This window comes from Nocardia puris (assembly GCF_036051655.1).
GTDB classification, from domain to species: Bacteria; Actinomycetota; Actinomycetes; order Mycobacteriales; family Mycobacteriaceae; genus Nocardia; species Nocardia puris.
Genome location: NZ_CP107943.1, coordinates 1,697,422 through 1,717,338 on the forward strand (window position 1 = coordinate 1,697,422; position 19,917 = coordinate 1,717,338).

The window sequence follows — 19,917 nt, forward strand, 5'->3', positions numbered from 1 at the left end:
CGGCCGCCACACGGTCGATGTCGATGTCGAACGGAACCGTGAGATTCAGCCGGTCGTGATGGATGCCGGTCAGCGCGTACGCCGACGCGGCGGGGTCGAGTTCGTACACGTAGACAACCGGTCGGCCGTCGACGTTCTCGACGCGCCAGAAATGGCGGATACCCGCCGCCGCGTAGAGCCGGGGCTTGCGATCGCGGTCCCGGTAGCGCGATTCCGCCGAGACCACCTCGATGGCCATCACGACATCGTCCGCTTGATAACCCGTGAGGTCGGGACCGCCGTCACGCTCGGCGAGCACCACCACGACGTCCGGTTCGGGCCGCTGGTCCGGGGCGAGCGTCACGGTCATCTCGCGTCGGACGCGAAGATACTCCGGTGCGTGCCGCCGCAGTTCCGCGTCGAGAAGAGTGATCGCCAGCACGTGGAACTTCGCCTGCGGGCCCACGAAAACGAGGCTCCCCTCGATCAACTCGGTGTGCGGGGGAAGGTCGGGCAGGCGATCCAGATCCTCGGCCACGAAACCTCCCGGCGGAGGACGTAGCCACTGCGGGAAGGGTTCGGGATTTATGAGCACCTACCCAGTAGGTATCAGGCGCCACCCGCCTCGGCGACTACTGGACCCGATCGGGCAGAGTGGCGCTGTGCAGTTGATTCTGGTACGGCATGCGCAGCCGGTGCGGGTGGAGGGGAGTTCGGGGCCCGCTGATCCCGAGTTGTCGGAGTTGGGGCGGGAGCAGGCCGGGCGGGTGACGGAGGTGCTGGCGCGGCGCGGGGTGGTGCGGGTGGTGAGCAGTCCGCAGCGCCGGGCGCGCGAGACCGCCGCGCCCACGGCGGCGAAGCTGGGGCTCGGGGTGGACGTCGTGGACGGACTGGCCGAGTACGACCGAGATCTGCCCGCCTATATTCCGATCGAGGACGCCAAGCGCGAGTTCCGCGAGACCTACGACCGGATCAAGGCCGGGCACCTCCCCGAGCAGATCGACGGGCCCGCGTTCGTGGCGCGGGTGCGCGCCGCCATCGAGGAGATCGTCGCGGCGGCCGACCACGCCGACACGGTGGTCGCGTTCGCGCACGGCGGCGTGATCAACGTGTTGCTGCAAGAGGTGCTCGAACTGCCCCGGCCGCTGACCTTCCCGATCGACTACTGCTCGGTGACGCGAATCCTGTTCTCCCGCACCGGCCGCCGCACGGCCGCCACCGTCAACGAGAACGGTCACGTGTGGGATCTGCTGCCGCGCAACCTCGCCCCGCGTGAGCACTGAGCGCCGCGCTCACAGCGGACTACCAGTCTCGTCGCACCGTGGTCACAGCGCGGCGTCCTTCCATGGGACGCGGGATCACCGCGAGGGTGATCACCCGACGAGAGAAGGGATTCCGTGTTGCTCACCGACAACATACGCAGAGGCGCGGTGCGGGTCGCGATGGCGGGCGCGCTGATCGCCGTACCGCTGGCCACGCTGGCCGCTACCGCGAGCGCCGACCCCGCCGCGACCGACCCGGCCGAGACCGTCACCATCCACCTCGAGGAGGGCGCCGAGGTGACCCGTCCCGGCGAACCAGGCTTCGACCGGACCCGCCCGGCCATCCCGGCCCGGCCGGGTGAGGGACCCCGCGTGGAGTTCCGCCAGTTCCCGCCCGATCAAGGCGAGGGCCCGCGAGTGCGGTTCCGTGAATTCCGCGAGCCCGCCTTCCCGCTGCCCGCGACGGGATCGGCGGGCAGCAGCTGACAGAAACACGAAGGTCGCCTCCCGCGCGGGGGAGGCGACCTTCGCCGCGTTCACCGGGTGATCAAGCCATGCCCCGGATCCAGTTGTGCATCCAGGAGATGGCGGTCTGCCCGCCGCCCACCGAGTAGTTGCCGTACACGGTGTGCGCCTGCGAACGGTAGAAGCGCTCCAGATCCTTGGCGCGCTGCTGGTTCGCGCTGTCGGAGAGCTGCGCCTGCAACGTCGGCACGCCACCGTGGGCGAACAGGTCGTTGAGGATCGCGCCCGCCTCGAGCTGGTAGCGCCAGACGTTGGCCGGGTTGGCGTCCGAACTCTGGGCCAGGAAGCCGGCGAAGCGGGTGACGAAATCGTCGGTCGCGGTGGCGCAGTACAGGTCGTCGACCGCGCAGATGGTGCGGGTGCGGTCGGCCAGCCAGCCGAAGCCGCCCACGCGCGGACCACCGGCGCCCGCGCCCGGAGCGGGCGGACCCACCTGGATATCGGTGGGCGAACGGCGCGGATCGGAGATCAGGCCCACGCCCGCGACCCGGTCGGCGGGCACCGCACCCAGGCCGGTGCCGATCTCGGCGGCCACATCGCCCGCGGCGTCCGCCCCCTGGCTGTAGCCCACGAGCGCGAACTTGGTGCCGCCGCAGCGCTGCGCCATCGCCGACAGCAGGCCGCGCGCGGCGTTGGTGGCCTGCTTCTTCGAGTTGCCGTAGACCTCGCCCTCCCACGGGAAGGCGGTGGCCGCGTAGGTGACATAGTCGACCTTGGTGTTCGCGGGTAGGCCCCGGGTGACCCCGGCCAGCATGCCGGGTTGTGGCTTCTTGTCGTGGCCGGTCTCCCAGGTGCCGGGGATGGCCACCACGTACAGGCTGGGGCAATTGTCCGCCGCCGCGGTCCCGCTGCCGAGCACGAGTCCGGACGCAATCGCCGCGGAGGCTCCCACAGCCGCGACAATCTTCTTCAACCGCATACCGCTCCAGTTCACACCTGAGCCCCGATTGGAGGGGCTGTTCCCCGACGAGTTGCCGCTAACATGCTGAACCCGACGGATGTCGTTCCAGTGCACGCCGGGTTAACTCGAGTTACCCGCCACTATGACGGGCGCAACCAGACCCCGAATCCGGAAATGCGCCCGTACAACGGACACCACAATAGGGCTCGGCCGTCACACACGCCATTCGAGTCCCGGGACTTGGCCGATTTCCGACATACGAAAGCGCCCACGAACTTTCGTCCGCGGGCGCCTCGTGATCAGCCGGTCAGCGCTGGGCGACCATGGTGGGGGTGACCGGCGCGGGCAGCGCGGTCTCGCCCTCCAGGAAGCTGTCCACCGCGGCGGCCGCGGCGCGGCCCTCGGCGATAGCCCACACGATCAGCGACTGGCCACGGCCCATGTCGCCGGCGACGAACACGCCGGGAATGTTGGTGGCCCAGTTCTTGTCGCGCTGGACGTTGCCACGCTGGTCGTAGCCGACACCGAGATCGCTGAGCAGGCCCGGCTTCTCGGGGCCGACGAAGCCCATGGCCAGCAGCACCAGATCCGCCTCCAGGGTGAAGTCGGTGCCGTCGACCTTCTCGAAACGGCCGTTGACCATCTTCACCTCGTGCGCCTCGAGGCCGGTGACCTTGCCGTCCTTGCCGACGAAACGCTCGGTGTTCACCGAGAACACCCGCTCGCCGCCCTCCTCGTGCGCCGAGGACACCCGGTACATGAGCGGGTAGGTCGGCCACGGGGTGGAGGAGGCGCGCTCCTCCGGTGGGCGGGGCATGATCTCGAACTGGTGCACCGAGGCCGCACCCTGGCGGTGCGAGGTGCCCAGGCAGTCGGCGCCGGTGTCGCCGCCGCCGATGATGACGACCTTCTTGCCGCGCGCGTGGATCGGCGGCAGGCCCTCGGCATCGGCGACGTCGTCGCCCAGCTGCACCCGGTTGGCCCAGGGCAGGAACTCCATGGCCTGGTGGATGCCGTCCAGCTCGCGGCCGGGGATCGGCAGGTCGCGGGCCTGGGTGGCACCGCCCGCCAGGACCACCGCGTCGAACCGCTCGCGCAGCTCGTCGGCGGTGATGTCCACGCCCACGTTCACGCCGGTCTTGAAGATGGTGCCCTCGGCCTCCATCTGCGCCAGGCGGCGGTCGATGAAGCGCTTCTCCATCTTGAATTCCGGGATGCCGTAGCGCAGCAGGCCGCCGATGCGGTCGGCGCGCTCGAACACCGTGACGGTGTGCCCGGCGCGGGTCAGCTGCTGGGCCGCGGCCAGACCGGCCGGACCGGAGCCGACGACCGCGACCTTCTTACCCGTGATGCGGGTCGGGTACACCGGGGTGACCCAGCCTTCGTCGAAGGCGTTCTCGATGATCTCGACCTCGACCTGCTTGATGGTCACCGGGTCCTGGTTGATGCCGAGCACACAGGACGCCTCGCACGGAGCCGGGCACAGGCGGCCGGTGAACTCCGGGAAGTTGTTGGTCGCGTGCAGGCGGTCGATGCCCTCGCGCCAGCGGTCCTTGTACACCAGGTCGTTCCACTCGGGGATGAGGTTCCCCAGCGGACAACCGTTGTGACAGAACGGGATACCGCAGTCCATGCACCGGCTGGCCTGGGTGCGGAGGGTGTCGTGGGAGAAGTTCTCCTCGTACACCTCCTTCCAGTCCATCAGGCGCAGCGGGACCGGACGCCGCTTGGGCAGTTCCCGCGAGGTGTGCTTCAAGAAACCTTGTGGGTCAGCCACGTGCCGCCTCCATGATCGCCTCGTCCACGTCCTTGCCGCTCTTCTCGGCTTCGGAGATGGCGAGCAGAACCTTCTTGTACTCGCGAGGCATGACCTTCACGAAATGATTCACCTGCTGCGACCAGTCGCCCAGGATGCGTTCGGCGACCGCCGAACCGGTCTGGTCGCGGTGCTCGGTGATGATGTCGCGCAACCAGGTGAAGTCGTCGCCGCCGAGCTGCTCGATGGCCTCGCTCTGCTCCGAGTTGACCCGCTCGGCGAAGGTGCCCTCCGGGTCGTAGACGAACGCCACGCCGCCGGACATGCCCGCGCCGAAGTTGCGCCCGGTCTCCCCGAGGATGACGACCTTGCCACCGGTCATGTACTCGCAGCCGTGGTCGCCCACGCCCTCGACCACCGCGGTGGCGCCGGAGTTGCGCACGGCGAACCGCTCGCCCACCACGCCGCTGATGAACACCTTGCCGCTGGTGGCGCCGAACAGGATCACGTTGCCCGCGATGATGTTCTGCTCCGCCGCGAAATCGGCGGGCGCGTTCGGCGACGGGCGCACCACGATGTGCCCGCCCGAAAGTCCCTTGCCGACATAGTCGTTCGCGTCACCCTGCACGCGCAGCGTGATGCCGGCCGGGACGAACGCGCCGAAGCTGTTGCCCGCCGAGCCGGTGAAGGTGATGTCGATGGTGTCGTCGGGCAGGCCGGTGCCGCCGTAGAGCTTGGTCAGCTCGTGGCCGAGCATGGTGCCCACGGTGCGGTTCACGTTCGTGATCTTGGTCTCGAACTTCACCGGCTCGCCGCGCTCGAGCGCATCGCGGCTCTGGGTGATCAGCTGCTGGTCCAGCGCCTTGTCCAGACCGTGGTCCTGGGCCTTGGTGCAGCGGCGGTCCTGGTACATGAACGCCGTCTCGACGTCGTCCAGGATCGGCGAGAGGTCCAGCTTGCTGGCCTTCCAGTGCTGCTTGGCCTTGGCGGTGTCGAGCAGGTCGACCCGGCCCACGGCCTCGTCCAGCGTGCGGAAGCCCAACTGCGCCAGCAGTTCCCGCACCTCCTCGGCGATGAACAGGAAGAAGTTCTCCACGAACTCCGGCTTGCCGGTGAAGCGCTCGCGCAGGATCGGGTTCTGCGTCGCGACGCCCACCGGGCAGGTGTCGAGGTGACAGACGCGCATCATGATGCAGCCCGACACCACCAGCGGCGCGGTCGCGAAGCCGTACTCCTCGGCGCCGAGCAGCGCGGCGATCATCACGTCGCGGCCGGTCTTCATCTGGCCGTCGACCTGCACCACGATGCGGTCGCGCAGACCGTTGAGCAGCAGCGTCTGCTGGGTCTCGGCCAGGCCGAGCTCCCAGGGGCCGCCCGCGTGCTTGAGCGAGGTGAGCGGCGAGGCGCCGGTGCCGCCGTCGTGGCCCGAGATCAGCACCACGTCGGCGTGCGCCTTGGACACGCCGGCGGCGACGGTGCCGACGCCCGGCTCGGCGACCAGTTTCACGTGAATCCGCGCCTGCGGGTTCGCGTTCTTCAGGTCGTGGATGAGCTGGGCCAGATCCTCGATCGAGTAGATGTCGTGGTGCGGCGGCGGCGAGATGAGGCCGACGCCCGGGGTGGAGTGACGCACCTCGGCGACCCACGGGTACACCTTGTGCGCGGGCAGCTGACCGCCCTCGCCCGGCTTGGCGCCCTGGGCCATCTTGATCTGGATGTCGGTGCAGTTGGTCAGGTAGTGCGCGGTCACGCCGAAGCGGCCCGAGGCCACCTGCTTGATCGCGCTGCGGCGCCAGTCGCCGTTCTCCTCGACCTCGAAGCGCGCCGGATGTTCGCCGCCCTCACCGGAATTCGAGCGGCCGCCGAGCCGGTTCATGGCGATGGCCAGCGTCTCGTGCGCCTCGGCGGAGATGGAGCCGTAGCTCATCGCGCCGGTGGAGAACCGCTTGACGATCTCGCTCGCGGGCTCCACCTCGTCGATCGAGATCGGCGCGCGCTCACCGGTCTTGAACTTGAACAGGCCGCGCAGCGAGGCCAAGCGCTCGGACTGGTCGTCGACCAGCTTGGTGTACTCCTTGAAGATCGAGTACTGGCCGGTGCGGGTGGCGTGCTGGAGCTTGAACACCGTGTCCGGGTTGAACAGGTGGTACTCGCCCTCGCGGCGCCACTGGTACTCACCGCCCACCTCGAGCTCGCGGTGCGCGCGCTCGTTGCGGTTCTCCAGGAACGCGGTCCGGTGGCGGGCGGCCACGTCGGCGGCGATCTCGTCGAGCCCGATGCCGCCCAGGTGCGAGCGCAGGCCGGTGAAGTACTCGTCCACCAGTTCCTGCGACAGGCCGATGACCTGGAACAGCTGCGCGCCGTTGTAGGAGGCCATGGTGGAGATGCCCATCTTGGACATCACCTTCAGCACGCCCTTGCCCGCGCCCTTGATGTAGTTGGCGACGGCCTTGCGGTTGTCGGCGGCCAGGTCGCCGGTGCTGCCGGGCAGCTCCAGCGCGCCGCGCTCGAGCATGTCCTCGAGGGTCTCGAAGGCCATGTACGGGTTGATCGCGGCCGCGCCGAAGCCGACCAGCATGGCCATGTGGTGCACCTCGCGGGCGTCACCGGCCTCCACGATCAGGCCGACCTTGGTGCGGGTGCGCTCGCGCACCAGGTGGTGGTGCACCGAGGAGGTCAGCAGCAGCGACGGGATCGGCGCCAGCTTCTCGTTGGACTCGCGGTCGGACAGCACGATGATCGCCGCGCCGCCCTCGATGGCCGCCGAGACCTGCACGTTGATGGCCTCGAGCGCCTTGCGCAGGCCCTTGCCGCCCTTCTTCACCGGGTACAGGCCGCGCACCACGACCGAGCGCAGCTCGGGCTGCGATCCGTCGTCGTTGATGTGCACCAGCTTGGACAGCTCGTCGTTGTCCAGGATCGGCTGCTCGATGGCGATCTGCTTACAGGACTCCGGGCCCGGGTGCAGCAGGTCGGCCTCGGGGCCGAGGTTGCGCTTGAGGCTGGTGACGACCTCCTCGCGGATGGCGTCCAGCGGCGGGTTGGTGACCTGCGCGAACAGCTGCGAGAAGTAGTCGAACAGCAGGCGCGGACGCGAGGAGAGCACGGCGATCGGGGTGTCGGTGCCCATCGAGCCCAATGCCTCGCCGCCGGTCTTGGCCATCGGCGAGAGCAGCAGGTTCAGTTCCTCGGTGGTGTAGCCGAAGATCTGCTGACGGATCAGCACCCGGTCGTGCGACATGTGCTCGTGCGGGCGGTCGGGCAGATCGGCCAGGCGGGTCACGCCCTCGTCCAGCCACTGCTGGTAGGGGTGCTCGGCGGCCAGCTCGGACTTGATCTCGTCGTCGCTGATGATGCGGCCCTGCGAGGTGTCGACCAGGAACATGCGGCCGGGCTGCAGGCGGGCCTTCTTCACCACGCGGGCGGGGTCGATGTCGAGGACGCCGACCTCCGAGGCCATCACGACCAAGCCGTCGTCGGTCACCCAGATGCGGCTCGGCCGCAGGCCGTTGCGGTCGAGCACGGCGCCGATGACGGTGCCGTCGGAGAAGCACACCGAGGCCGGGCCGTCCCACGGCTCCATCAGCATCGAGTGGTACTCGTAGAACGCGCGGCGCTGCGCGTCCATGGTGTCGTTGCGCTCCCAGGCCTCGGGAATCATCATCAGCACGGCGTGGGGCAAGCTGCGGCCGCCGAGGTGCAGCAGTTCCAGCACCTCGTCGAAGCGCGCGGTGTCGCTCGCCCCCGGGGTACAGACGGGGAAGATCTTCTCGAGCCGGTTCTTGCCCGCCGAGTCGATGCCGAACACGTCGCTGTTCAGCAGCGCCTCGCGGGCGCGCATCCAGTTCTCGTTACCGGTGACGGTGTTGATCTCGCCGTTGTGGGCGACGCGGCGGAACGGGTGCGCCAGCGGCCACGACGGGAAGGTGTTGGTGGAGAAGCGCGAGTGCACGATGCCCAGCGCGGACTCGACCCGGTCGTCCTGCAGGTCCAGGTAGAACGCGCGCAGCTGGGGCGTGGTGAACATGCCCTTGTACACGAAGGTCTGGCCGGACAGGCTGGGGAAGTACACCGACTCGCGGCCCATCGAGCCCTCGCCGGGGCCCGCGTTGCCGAGTTCGTGCTCGACCCGCTTGCGGATGACGTAGGCGCGCCGCTCCAGGTCCATACCGGTCAGCTGCTCGGCGGCGCCCTTGGGCGAGGCGATGAAGATCTGGCGGAAGGTCGGCATGGCGTCGCGCGAGAGCGCGCCGAGCGAGGACTCGTCGATCGGTACCTCGCGCCAGCCGAGGACCTCGAGGCCCTCTTCCTTGACGATCTTCTCCACGCCGTACGCGGCGCGGGCGGCCTCGCGGCGGGCCTGCGGCAGGAAGGCGATTCCGGACGCGTAGGCACCCTCGGCGGGCAGCTCGAAGTCCACGATCGCGCGGAAGAAGCGGTCCGGGATCTGGATCAGGATGCCCGCGCCGTCGCCGGAGTTCGGCTCCGCGCCCGCGGCACCGCGGTGCTCCAGATTCAGAAGGGCCGTAATAGCCTTGTCCACGATGTCGCGGCTGCGGCGGCCGTGCATATCGACGACGAATGCGACACCGCAGGCGTCGTGTTCGTTCGCCGGGTCATAGAGACCAATGGATCCGGGTGACCGGTGGCCAGGAAGTTGCGTCATGCCTCTGCCTTCAAGAAAGTGGCCTTCGAAGAAAAACGGCCTTTCGTCGAACGCCTCCGTCAAGACTGCGCCCGTACGGTCCGGAAACCAGCCGCGCTGATGGTCTTCGGCGTGCAGTCACGTCTCCAGTTGTCCACCCGCTTCGTGTGGGGTGCTGGCGGTAACGCATCGCTTACGCGATCCTTACCTCCACGCGGGTGTTCGCCCGCTACTCTGGCCACCTGCCATGGTGTGCCCGAGCGGGCGACGTTGCCGAGCTTTTGTGTTCGGCGTAAGAGCAAACGATAAGTCAGGTCCGGGGCCCAACCAACTAAGGTTGCACTAATTACCCGTTCTAGCTGGGCTTCTTCAAGTCGGTCCTCCACGTGTGCGCGTCGTCCAGTGTAAAGCAGCGCGCGGGCGCGGATCGATCCCCCGGCACCGGGTGCCGGGGGGTTCGAACAGCCCTTCGCGCGGCGTGCGCCACCGCCGTCTCCGGCCGGAGAAACCGCGCTCACCTGCATCGAAGTGGATTTCCCCGGCCCGGGTCAGGACAAACCAAACGTGGGGCGGCTAACTCCGCCCGCGCCGCGCTGAGACATCTGTGACAGGGGTGTGACAAGCCACGGCACCGATCCGACCGTCCGGACTCTTTTGCCGCCTGTGGCTTTCAGCACACGTTCGGCAACTTCCGTTCGGTGGTGTCGGACACAGTCGGCGCAGGCGTGCTCAGGCGGGGCCGCACAGCGCCACCGAGGCCCGGACCAGGGCCGCCCGGTGCAGCGCGTCGGCGGCGGGGAAGCGCGCGAACACGGTGGGCGCCAAGCGAACCGCGCAGTCGGGCGCGGCCAGCAGCGCGCGATGGGCGGCGAGTTCGGTGACGATGCCCGCGTTGAGCCGGTCGATCACCCGGCGCAGTTCGGAGAGGTCGGGCGGGGTGGCGGGCGCGGCGGCCGGATCGAACCGCCAGCGGGTGACCAGGCCGTACTGCACGGTCTTGCCCGCCTCGATCTGCCCGGTGAACACCGCGCGCACCCGGGGCGCGGACAGCCCGTGGCCCGCGCCGAGCCGGACCATGGCGTCGTAGACCAGGGCCTCGCGCTCCGGATCGTCGATCCGGGGCGGCACGCCGTCGCGCGCGGCGTCGGCCCATTTGGCGGCGGCGATCGCGTCGGCGGTGTTCAGGCGCTGCTCCACGAGTCCGACGAGACGGTCCAGCGGGTCCGGCGGCTGCGCCGCGGCGCTACCGGCGAACGCCACGAGCAATCCCGTGAGCAGGGCGAGTGTTCGAGCGCGCATCCGATGCTCCGTTCCCCCGAGGCCGAATCACCCTGCCAGCGTAGGCCTTCGGCGCGCGGCGGCCGAGCACCCCGCCGGACCGGAATGTGAGGCTGGCCACATCGGCCCCGGCGCACTCGGTGAGTCGGGCCCCGGCCTGTCACGCTGGGACAACGAATCCGTGACAGTTTCGCCGAGCTGTCATGAGGGACTCGGAGGGTGTGATCCATGTCCATCACCGGCTTGTTCACCTGGCTAGGCGGAGGTCGCACGGGCGAGATCGCCGAGGGCCACGAACGTACGAGCTACACGCTGAGCGGCGCCGTCGTCGCACTGTTCGCGCTGGTCGCGGGCGGTGTTGTGGCGGCGGCTACGGCCGCGACCGGCACCTGGCCCGCCGTGGCCATCGTGCCCGTCGTGCTGATCGTCACGCTGCTGGCGGGCGCGCTCGGGCGCGCGCTGGCCACCCCGCGCGCGAGCGGCGGGCCCGACCGCGTCGGCCAGATCGGCCGCGTCGCCGTCGCGGTGCTGACCGGTGTGCTACTCGCCGAGCTGGCGAGCACCGTGATCTTCGGCGGCTCGGTGGACCGGGTACTCGACGAAAAGGCGTACGCCGCCACCGAATCCGCACCCGGTGTGGTGGCCGCCCGCGCGGAGGCCGAACAGGCCCGCGCCGACCGGGCCACCCTGAACGAGACCATTACCAAGGCCGAACAGGACATCGACCGCGCATTGGTCATCGCCCGGTGCGAGTACAACCCCACCCCGGAGTGCCCGCAGACCCGCATCACCGGCGTCCCCGGGCGCGGCCCCGAATCGCAGACCGCCAACGAGATGCTCGACGACGCCCGCGAGCGCCTGGCCGCCGCCCAGGACCGCGCCGCCGGTCTGGACGAGCGCGCCGCCGCGGCCGAAAGGGCAACGGCCGCAGCCCGATCCGCCGCTCTCACCGAGGGCGATCGTGGGCTCGGCGCGCGCTGGGCCGCGATGCACGACCACACCACCGAGTCCGGCGCGCTGCTGGTGCGCCTGGCCGCCCTGGCCGGGTTCGTCCTGCTGGCCCTGCTGCCGCTGCTGCTGCGCCGGTGGCGCGGTGAGACCTCCTTCGACCGGCACAACGCCGCCCGCGCCGTCGCCGACCGGGCGGCCCGCGAGGCCGAGGCCGCGATCGCGGTCAAACGCGCCGAGGTGCACGCCGAGGCCGAGCGGCTGCGCGCCGAGCAGCAGCTCACCGCCGCCCGGCTGGCCGTCGAGGCCGACGCCGCCATCGACAGGGAGCGCCAGCGCACCCGCGTGATCGCGGCCATCGGCGGGCTCGAGATCGGCATCACCGAACCGCAGCGCCTCGAGGAGTCGAAGCGCCCCGAACTGCCTGCCGCGCAGGCCACCGACCGAAAGGACGGCTCCGTGCCCCACGAGACCGCGAACCTGCCCGCCACCGTCAGCCCGGGTGTCCTCGCGCCGGCGGCCGCGGGCGGACAGCTCGTGCCCGCCCAGGGCGCGGGGCGGCCCGCCGAGCCCAAGGGCGGCGGGCTGGAGCTGCCGATCATCGGCACCGTGCCGTTCACCGACACCGCCGCCCGCTGGATCCGCCCGCTGGTGCCCTCCTTCGTCGCCAACGCGCTCGACACCGCCACGCACCCGCTGCGCACCGCCCGCCAGGCGTTCGAGGAGGTCGAGGAGATCACCTTCACGCTGCGCCGCACCCGCAAGGTCACCGTCGACACCCAGGATTCGCACGCGCCGCAGCAGACCGTCACCGCCCCCGTCGGCTACCAGCTGCCGCCCGGTTCCCCCGAGGCGTGGCACGCGCACCGGATCGCCTCGGCCGTGGTGGACGCGCCCGCCGCGACGCACGATCCGCGCTACGCGGCACTCCCCTACACGGACCCGCGCACCGGCCATCCGCTGCCGCCCGCCGACCCCCGGTCCGAACTGCCCGCCGCCGACCACCGCGAACTCCCCTACCGCGGGCCGCGCGAACTGCCGCCGGGCAAGTAGGCGCCCGCTCGCGCTGCGGGCGAATGTCCGATTTGATACGTTGCCCTGTCCGGATTCCGGACGGGCGGAACGAAACACGTTCCGCTCACCCATAACGGAAGGGTCCCGTTTCACATGCGTCGTACCATCATGGCCGTCACCATCGCCGCCCTCGGCGCCGGAGTACTGTCCGGCTGCTTCGGCGACGATTCGTCCGGCTCGAACTCGGCCTACTGTCAGGCGGTCGAGGATCTGGGCGGCATCACCGCCACCCCGAACAGCTCCGGCGATCTGGTGACCAAGTCCAGGAAGGTCGCCGACGTGGCGCCCTCGGACATCAAGGCCGATTGGGAGGCGTTCGCCGACGCCCAGGAGCAGGTCTCCAAGACCACCTCCGATCTGGACCTGACCAACCCGGAGCAGTCGTTGCAGGACATGCAGGCCAACGCGACCGCCGCGCAGGAGGCCGCCGAGAAGCTCGGCGAGGTCGCGCCGCGTCTCAGCAAGCACGTGGAAGACAACTGCGGCAAATGAGCCGCTGACGTCGCGCAGGGGGAACGCACCGGAGCCCGCGCCGGACCGGGAGGTCGGGCGCGGGCTTCCGCGTATCCGGAATGGGAAGGTTCACAGTCGGCGCGCGACGCGCCGTGCGGCGGCCCGCGCGCGGTCTACGCTGCAACGCATGGCGGTCGGTGAGGTGAAATCGCGCGCGCCCGCGCCGTGGGGTTCCCGGCTGCTGGGGACCGAGCGCGAGTCGACGGGGGTGCGGCGCATCCGCATCCAGCTGTTGCTGACCTTGTCGCTGGTGCTGGCCAACCTGACCGGGATGGTGGTGTCCATCGCGCTCGCCGGGTTCGTCCTGCCCGGCCCGACGGTGTTCACGCGGGACCTGTTGCTGCTCAACGTGATCGCCGCGCCGGTGTATTCGGGGCTGGCGCTGCTGATCGGCACCTACTGGGGCACCTCGCGCAGCCTGCGTTCCCTGCGCTGGGCGATCGACCCCGACCACGTGCCCACCGAGGCCGAACAGGCCGCGGCCGGGGCGGTGCCGCGCAAACTGGTGATCCACCAGGGCCTGCTGTGGCTGGGCGGGCTGCTAGTCCTCACCACGCTGTACGGGCTGGTCGAGCCGGAGCTGATCCCCAAGATCATGTTCGCCCTCGGGTTCAGCGCCGTGGTGGTGTGCGCCAACAGCTACCTGGTGATCGAATTCGCGCTGCGCCCGGTCACCGCGCGGGTCCTCGAGGCCGCCCCGGCGCGCAAGCGGCGCGGTATCGGCGTGTTCGGGCGGTCGCTGCTGGTGTGGTTGCTCGGTTCCGGCGTGCCGGTGGCCGGGATGATGGTGATCGCGGTGCTGGCGCTGGTCTTCGATCACGTGACCGCCGAACGGCTCGCGGTGTGCGTGCTCGCGCTCGGCGGGGCGACGCTGGTGTTCGGGCTGCTGCTCATGGCGCAGACGCTCAGCGCCACCGTCGCGCCCATCAACGGCGTGCGCCAGGCCATGCGGCAGGTGGAGCGCGGCGATCTGGACGTCTCGCTCGCGATGTACGACGGCACCGAATTGGGCGAGCTGCAAAGCGGTTTCAACCACATGGTGGCGGGTCTGCGGGAACGCGAACAGATCCGCGACCTGTTCGGCAGGCACGTCGGGCAGGACGTCGCCGACGCCGCGCTGGCCGCCGAACCCGCGCTCGGCGGGGTGGAGACCGACGCGGCGGCCCTGTTCGTGGACATCATCGGCTCCACCACCCTCACCGCGACCCGTCCGGCCACCGAGACCGTGGCGCTGCTCAACCGCTTCTTCGGCGTGGTGGTCGACGAGGTGCAGCGGCGCGGCGGCCTGCTCAACAAATTCGAGGGCGACGCCGCGCTCGCCGTCTTCGGCACCCCCACTCCCCTGCCCGACGCGGCGGGCGCGGCGCTGGCGTGCGGGCGCGCCATCCAGGCGCGCCTCGGTGAGATCCCGGAACTCAGAGCGGGCATCGGCGTGGCGGCTGGGCGCGTGGTGGCGGGCAATGTCGGGGCCGACCAGCGCTACGAGTTCACGGTCATCGGTGACGCCGTCAACGAGGCGGCGCGCCTGTGCGAACTGTCGAAGTCCGACCCGGGGTTGTTGCTGGCGTCGGGGGCGACGGTGGACGCCGCTGCGGCACGGGAGGCGGCGCAGTGGGAGCGGGGGGAAGAAGTGACGTTGAGAGGGAGGCCGACGGCGACGGTGGTGGCGCGGCCGGCACGCGGTAATCGTTCCTGAGGTCGGGGCGGGGCTGAAAGGGCCCGCACCATGAGTAGTGCGGACCCCTTCTCCGTTGTGCTCCTACGCCTGCGGGGTGCGCAGGCGGAAGGCGATAACCGCGGCGAGCAGCAGGACCGAGGCCGTGCCGAGGGCGGCCAGGTGGATGCCGGAGACGAAGGCCTCGTGCACCGAGAGCAGGAAGCCGTCGGCCACCGATTCCGGCAGGTCGCGGGCGAATTGGGTGGCGGCGCCGAGGGATTCGCCCGCCGCGCCCGCGTCGGCGCTCGGCAGCTGCGAGACGTCCAGTCCGGCGCGGAAGATCGCCATCACGACGCTGCCCAGCAGGGCGACGCCGAGGGCGATGCCGGTCTCGTAGGCGGTCTCGGAGACCGCCGCGGCGGCGCCGGCGCGCTCCACGGGCGCGGAGCTCACCACCATGTCCGACGACACCGTCAACGCCACACCCACACCCGCGCCGATCGCGAGGAAGCCCAGCACGAACGGCCAGGTGCTGGTCGCGACGTCGGGCGTGAGCCACAGGAACAGCAGCGCTCCGGCCGCGGCCGTCGCCAGCGCGCCGCCGAGCACGGCGCCCGGACGCAGGTGGTTCACCAGCCACGCCGCCGCCAGCGACGCGATCACACTCGCCACCAGACCCGGTAGCAGCAGCACACCCGCCTGCATCGGCGAGCGGTCCAGCACCAATTGCAGGTACTGCGAGCCGAAGAACAGCACACCGGCCAGCGCGAACACCGCCAGCAGGTTGGTGAGCACCGCCGTGCGGAATCGCGGCAGCGCGAACAGCCGCAGATCCAGCATCGGGTTCGCCAGCACGCGCTGCCTGCGCACGAACAGCACACCGGCCAGCACACCCAGCGCCGCGACGACGCCCAGACCCGCGCTCGGGCCGTGGGCCGCGGTCTCCTTGATCGCGTAGACCACCGGCACCAGCGCCAGCATCGACAGCGCCGCGCTGGGCAGGTCGAAGCGGCCCGGGTTGGGATCGCGCGACTCCGGGATCAGCAGCGGCCCCAGCGCGACGAGCACCAGCATGACCGGCAGATTCACCAGGAACACCGAGCCCCACCAGAAGTGCTCGAGCATCCAGCCGCCGAGCAGCGGACCGGCCGCCGCGCCGCCGCCCGCCATGGCGCTCCACACCGCGATGGCGACGGTGCGCTGGCGCGGGTCGAGGAACATGGCGCGGATCAGGCCGAGCGTGGCGGGCATGAGGGTCGCGCCGGCGACGCCCTGGAGGACGCGGGCGGCGATCAGCATGGTGGGCGAGACGGCCCACGCCGCGAACGCCGACGCGATACCGAAGCCGATCGCGCCGATCAGCAGCAGCCTGCGGCGCCCGATGCGGTCGCCGAGGTTGCCCATCACCACGAGCAGGCCGGCGAGCACGAACGAGTACACGTCGATGATCCACAGCAGCTGCGGGGTGGTGGGCGCCAAATCGGCGCTGATGGCGGGGACCGCGAGGTCGAGCACGGTGGCGTCGACGGCGAGCAGCAGCAGCGCCAGGGCGAGTACGGACAGGCCGGCCCATTCGCGCGCGGTGGCGCGCGGCGGGGCGGTCGCATCGGGGGCGGTGGTGACCGCGGAGGTGTGGGCGTTCATCGACTTTCTCGACTTCCGTCGTCTCGGTTGTTTACCGTCCAGCCGGTACAGTAGCAGACTGGACCGTCCAGCCGGTATAGTTCGCGGCCGTGACGCCGAACACCAGGGACCGCCTCCTGGACGCACTGGAGACGCTGCTGCTCGAGAAGGGCATGGCGCACGTGACCCTGGAGAACGTCGCGGCCGCCGCCGGCGTCTCCAAGGGCGGGCTGCTCTACCACTTCAAGAGCAAGGACGCGCTGCTCACCGGCCTGGTGCGCCGCCTCGCCGACCGCGTGAACCACCAGCTCGCCGAGGCGCGCGCCCACGGCACCTCGGCCGCCGAGTGGTACCTGCAAGCCCCCAACCCGGCCAACGCCACCGAGGCCGTCGAACTCGAGCTCTACCGCTCGATGCTCGCCACCATGCGCACCGTCGACGCCGGCGCCGAGACCGACGACGTGCAGCGTGCGCTCGAGGACCTGATGGGCACGTGGTCGGAGGGCCTGGACGACGAGATCGACGACCCGGTGCGCGCCGACCTGATCCGCCTGGTGGGCGACGGGGTATACCTGCGCGCCCTGCTCGGCATGCCTTCGGTCGACCCCGAGCGCTACCGCCGGGTGGTGGATCACCTGCTGGGCCGCTGAGCGGCGATCGCACTCGAGGCCGCCGGGCCGGTTAGACTCGGCCGCGTGTTGCCAGCCGCTGACCCGGCCGGTGCCGTCGGGGCGGGAAACGATCCGGTACCAGGGTCCCCTGGAACGACGGTGCCGGTCCGCCCGCTGACCTTCCGCGAACAGCTAGACCTGCCGTTCGCCCTGATCCAGGCCGATATCAAGGCGCTGGCCGCCGCCGCGGGCCTGGCGCTGGTCCTGGCCGAGCTGGTGGTCGTCGGGATCACCGGGCTCGGTTCACACCTCACCGACGGGTCCGATGCGGGCACCGCGTGGGCGGCGATCCTCGGCACCCTGGGCTGCGCGTGGCTGGTGCGGCTGTTCCTGCGCGGCGTCACCGTGCCGCTCGGACTGGCCACGGTGGGCGGCTCCCCCATCGGGTTGCGCACGGCGTTCGAACGCATGACCGCGAGGTTCACGCCGCTGCTGATCGCGCAGTTGATGTTCACGCTGACCGGTCTGGCCGTACTGGTCGGCGGCGGATTCCTGATCGTCACGCTGCCGTTCGCGCTGGTCGGGCTCGGCTACCTGCGCGCCAAGAGGTTCCTGGTGGTGCCGGTGATCTTCGCCGAGCGCGCCGACTACGGCGCGGCGGTGCAGCGCACGAAAGTGCTGGTGTTCGAGGCGGAATGGTCGCTGACGGGGCTGTGGTTGTGCCAGCGGATGCTGTACACGCTGCTCACCGTGCCGCTGCTCGCGCTGCCCTGGTTCGTCTCCGATTTCTCCGGCACCCGCCGCTGGGCCGTGATCGCGCTCCTCACCGGCGCCGCGCTGCTGATCGCGGCGTTCGCCGAGATCGTCGACTCGAGCTCACGCGTGGTCTCCTACGTCGACCGGCGCTGCCGCCGTGAGGGTTTGGACATCCGCGTCCCGGAGGCCCGCCGATGACCGGGCCCACCCGCGACGACGGGACACCAGGCGACGGGCAGCCCGCGCGGCCGAACCCGGCTGTCCCGCCGCATGATCCGGCTGCCCCGCCGCAAGTCGGCGCGCAACCTCCGCACGGCCCCGGAGCTCCCCTCCACTACCCCCCGACCCCGCCGGAGACTCGGCCGCAAGACCAGCCCGTCCACGGCGAACCCCCCGTCCCCGGCGTCCCCCGGCTCGGCCCGGCCGACGAACACCGCTCGGCCGCCGAACAGGCCGCCCAGCACCGGGATTACGACCGCGCCCTGCGCGAACGGTTCCGCGCCGTGCTGCGCGGGATGGAACAGCACGGCGTGCTCGACGTGCGGCGCTCCCGGACGGCCGACGAAACCGTCGACGACGCCTCGGCCGCCGACCTCCCGCTCGAGGTCGCGAGCGAACTCCAGCCCGCCGCACGCAGCTTCGACGAGGTCGTCTACGGCGGGCGGCGCGCCACCGAGGACGAGTACCGCCGCCTCGAATACGCCGACCGCTTCTCCGCCGGCGCGCCGCCGCCCGCACCCGAGCCGGTGGAGCGCGAGGCGGTGGAGGTCGCGCCGCGCACCCGCCGCGGCCTGCCGGAACTGCCCGAGCTGCTGCGCGATCCGCGATTCTGGGCGGCGGTGGCGGGCGCGGCGGTGGTCCTGCTGCTGCTCTACGGCGTGCTGCAAGCGTGCGGCGGGCCGATCGCGCCGAAGCCGCCCGAGCCGCAACTGCCGCCCACGGAAAGTCCCGACACCGGGGACCGCGACGTCGACCTCCCGGATTTCGGCCCCGGCTCGGGCTCGATCTTCGAACGGCTCCCCGGCACCGTGGCCTTCGGCGGGCTCCAGCTGCTGATCCTGCTGGGCCTGCTGATCTGGTGGCGGGCCCGGCGGCGTGGCGCCCTGGTGCGCGAACCGCGCCCGGTGGAGGTGGCCGCCAACGAACTGCTCGCCGGGCAGGCGGCGCTGTACCGCCGCTCCCGCGACCACGCCTACGTCGCGGGCAAACTGCGCGCGGCGACCGTGCGCAGGCTGCGCCCCACGCTGGGCTTCGGCGCGGAAGCCGGCCGGGAACGATTGGTCGCCGCGCTCACGGCGCGCGGCATTCCGGGTGAGGTCGCCGACCACGCGCTCTACGGCGACGTCCCCGACGCGGCGGCGCTGCGGCACGTGGCCGCCCAACTCGAATACATCGAACAGGAGGTCGGATGACCACGGACATCGGCAAACCCCCCACCGCGGCGGAGGCCGGTGCGGCGTTCGGCGCGCTGCGCGAGGAGATCGGCAAGGCGGTGGTCGGCAACGACAACGCCGTGCTCTACCTGGTGCTCGCCCTGCTGTGCCGCGGGCACGTGCTGCTCGAGGGTGTGCCGGGCGTGGCGAAGACGCTGCTGGTGCGCTCGCTGGCCACCGCGCTGGATCTGGAACACGCCCGCGTGCAGTTCACCCCCGACCTCATGCCCGGCGACGTGACCGGCTCGCAGATCTACGATCCGCATTCGGCCGAGTTCACCTTCCGGCACGGCCCGGTGTTCACCAACCTGCTGCTGGCCGACGAGATCAACCGCACGCCGCCGAAAACCCAGTCGGCGCTGCTGGAGTCGATGGAGGAGCGGCAGGTGTCGGTGGACGGCAAGCCCCGGCCGCTGCCCGACCCGTTCGTGGTGATCGCCACCCAGAACCCCATCGAGCAGGAGGGCACCTACCCGCTGCCGGAGGCACAGCTGGACCGGTTCCTGTTCAAGGTCGACGTGCGGCTGCCCGACCGCGACGACGAGTTCCGCATCCTGCAACGGCACGCGTCCGGATTCGATCCGCGCGACCTCACCGCCGCCGGGCTGCGCCGCGTCGCCGGGCCCGCCCACATCGCGGCCGGGCGCGCCGCCGTCGCGAGCGTCACGGTGAGCCCCGAGGTGCTCGCCTACTGCGTGGACCTGTGCCGCGGCACCCGCACCGCGCCCGCCGTGCAGCACGGCGCCTCGACGCGCGGCGCGATCGCGCTGATGGCGGCGGCGCGGGCCTTCGCGTGGCTGAACGGGCGCGCGTTCGTCACGCCCGACGACGTGAAGTTCGTGGCGGTGGCGGTGCTGCGGCACCGGTTGCAGCTGCGGCCGGAGGCGGAGCTGGACGGGGTGACCACCGAGAGCGTGATGTCGGCGCTGCTGCACACGGTTCCGGTTCCGGTGTAG

At 70.9% G+C, this 19,917-nt stretch carries 14 protein-coding genes and 1 pseudogene; 9 read left to right on the forward strand and 6 right to left on the reverse strand.

Annotation, left to right across the window (positions count from 1 at the left end; all coding sequences use genetic code 11):
* Positions 1-100 precede the first annotated feature (100 nt).
* Positions 101-574: pseudogene (locus OHB21_RS07490) on the reverse strand (Uma2 family endonuclease); the annotation flags it as partial.
* 67 nt (positions 575-641) lie between these two features.
* On the opposite strand from OHB21_RS07490, the gene OHB21_RS07495 reads away from it, so the two are divergent.
* A complete protein-coding gene (locus OHB21_RS07495) occupies positions 642-1,262 on the forward strand; it encodes a histidine phosphatase family protein (protein ID WP_067514573.1) in 621 nt (206 codons plus the stop codon).
* 114 nt (positions 1,263-1,376) lie between these two features.
* Positions 1,377-1,727, forward strand: a complete 351-nt coding sequence (locus tag OHB21_RS07500; RefSeq protein WP_067514571.1) for a hypothetical protein — start codon at positions 1,377-1,379, stop codon at positions 1,725-1,727.
* 61 nt (positions 1,728-1,788) lie between these two features.
* Here the strand turns inward: OHB21_RS07500 and OHB21_RS07505 are convergent, their stop codons facing one another.
* From OHB21_RS07505 to aroQ, 4 genes are all read right to left on the reverse strand, one after another.
* On the reverse strand, positions 1,789-2,685 hold the full coding sequence (locus tag OHB21_RS07505; RefSeq protein WP_084538246.1) for a cutinase family protein: 897 nt from the start codon (positions 2,683-2,685) through the stop codon (positions 1,789-1,791).
* A 289-nt stretch (positions 2,686-2,974) separates the two neighbouring features.
* Positions 2,975-4,444: a glutamate synthase subunit beta gene (locus tag OHB21_RS07510; protein WP_067514569.1), complete on the reverse strand. Its 1,470-nt coding sequence runs from the start codon at positions 4,442-4,444 to the stop codon at positions 2,975-2,977.
* A complete protein-coding gene (gene gltB, locus OHB21_RS07515) occupies positions 4,437-9,089 on the reverse strand; it encodes a glutamate synthase large subunit (protein WP_067514567.1) in 4,653 nt (1,550 codons plus the stop codon). Before gltB ends, OHB21_RS07510 begins: the two co-directional genes overlap by 8 nt.
* Positions 9,090-9,797: 708 nt before the next feature.
* On the reverse strand, positions 9,798-10,367 hold the full coding sequence (gene aroQ / locus OHB21_RS07520) for a gamma subclass chorismate mutase AroQ (RefSeq protein ID WP_067514565.1): 570 nt from the start codon (positions 10,365-10,367) through the stop codon (positions 9,798-9,800).
* 207 nt (positions 10,368-10,574) lie between these two features.
* Here aroQ and OHB21_RS07525 point away from each other — a divergent pair, with 207 nt between their 5' ends.
* From OHB21_RS07525 to OHB21_RS07535, 3 genes are all read left to right on the forward strand, one after another.
* Positions 10,575-12,347, forward strand: coding sequence for a DUF4407 domain-containing protein (locus tag OHB21_RS07525; RefSeq protein WP_113975114.1), 1,773 nt, complete (start codon positions 10,575-10,577; stop codon positions 12,345-12,347).
* A 114-nt stretch (positions 12,348-12,461) separates the two neighbouring features.
* Positions 12,462-12,860: a hypothetical protein gene (locus OHB21_RS07530; protein ID WP_147265835.1), complete on the forward strand. Its 399-nt coding sequence runs from the start codon at positions 12,462-12,464 to the stop codon at positions 12,858-12,860.
* A 148-nt stretch (positions 12,861-13,008) separates the two neighbouring features.
* Entirely contained in the window at positions 13,009-14,577 is a 1,569-nt protein-coding gene (locus OHB21_RS07535; protein ID WP_067502642.1) for an adenylate/guanylate cyclase domain-containing protein, read from the forward strand.
* A 63-nt stretch (positions 14,578-14,640) separates the two neighbouring features.
* On the opposite strand, the gene OHB21_RS07540 is transcribed toward OHB21_RS07535, so the two are convergent.
* On the reverse strand, positions 14,641-16,182 hold the full coding sequence (locus tag OHB21_RS07540) for an MFS transporter (RefSeq protein WP_067502645.1): 1,542 nt from the start codon (positions 16,180-16,182) through the stop codon (positions 14,641-14,643).
* 89 nt (positions 16,183-16,271) lie between these two features.
* Between OHB21_RS07540 and OHB21_RS07545 the strand changes: the two genes are divergently transcribed.
* Genes OHB21_RS07545 through OHB21_RS07560 form a run of 4 tightly spaced genes read left to right on the forward strand, consistent with a single transcriptional unit; the run spans position 16,272 to position 19,917 of the window.
* Positions 16,272-16,811 carry a TetR/AcrR family transcriptional regulator gene (locus OHB21_RS07545; protein WP_067502648.1) on the forward strand — a complete coding sequence of 180 codons (540 nt, stop codon included), beginning with the start codon at positions 16,272-16,274 and terminating at the stop codon, positions 16,809-16,811.
* A gap of 45 nt (positions 16,812-16,856) precedes the next feature.
* Positions 16,857-17,726, forward strand: coding sequence for a hypothetical protein (locus tag OHB21_RS07550; protein ID WP_232331609.1), 870 nt, complete (start codon positions 16,857-16,859; stop codon positions 17,724-17,726).
* On the forward strand, positions 17,723-18,940 hold the full coding sequence (locus tag OHB21_RS07555; RefSeq protein ID WP_084537267.1) for a DUF4129 domain-containing protein: 1,218 nt from the start codon (positions 17,723-17,725) through the stop codon (positions 18,938-18,940). Before OHB21_RS07550 ends, OHB21_RS07555 begins: the two co-directional genes overlap by 4 nt.
* Positions 18,937-19,917 (forward strand): AAA family ATPase, encoded by a 981-nt coding sequence (locus tag OHB21_RS07560; RefSeq protein ID WP_113975113.1) that lies wholly within the window; start codon positions 18,937-18,939, stop codon positions 19,915-19,917. The genes OHB21_RS07555 and OHB21_RS07560 overlap by 4 nt, the downstream gene beginning before the upstream one ends.

What these genes read in the sequence shown, in the direction of transcription:
- OHB21_RS07535 (WP_067502642.1), top strand. Translation starts at nt 13,009, where the DNA reads ATGGCGGTCGGTGAGGTGAAATCGCGCGCGCCCGCGCCGTGGGGTTCC.
- OHB21_RS07540 (WP_067502645.1), bottom strand. Translation starts at nt 16,182, where the DNA reads ATGAACGCCCACACCTCCGCGGTCACCACCGCCCCCGATGCGACCGCC.
- OHB21_RS07555 (WP_084537267.1), top strand. Translation starts at nt 17,723, where the DNA reads ATGACCGGGCCCACCCGCGACGACGGGACACCAGGCGACGGGCAGCCC.
- gltB (WP_067514567.1), bottom strand. Translation starts at nt 9,089, where the DNA reads ATGACGCAACTTCCTGGCCACCGGTCACCCGGATCCATTGGTCTCTAT.
- OHB21_RS07560 (WP_113975113.1), top strand. Translation starts at nt 18,937, where the DNA reads ATGACCACGGACATCGGCAAACCCCCCACCGCGGCGGAGGCCGGTGCG.
- OHB21_RS07530 (WP_147265835.1), top strand. Translation starts at nt 12,462, where the DNA reads ATGCGTCGTACCATCATGGCCGTCACCATCGCCGCCCTCGGCGCCGGA.
- aroQ (WP_067514565.1), bottom strand. Translation starts at nt 10,367, where the DNA reads ATGCGCGCTCGAACACTCGCCCTGCTCACGGGATTGCTCGTGGCGTTC.
- OHB21_RS07525 (WP_113975114.1), top strand. Translation starts at nt 10,575, where the DNA reads ATGTCCATCACCGGCTTGTTCACCTGGCTAGGCGGAGGTCGCACGGGC.
- OHB21_RS07505 (WP_084538246.1), bottom strand. Translation starts at nt 2,685, where the DNA reads ATGCGGTTGAAGAAGATTGTCGCGGCTGTGGGAGCCTCCGCGGCGATT.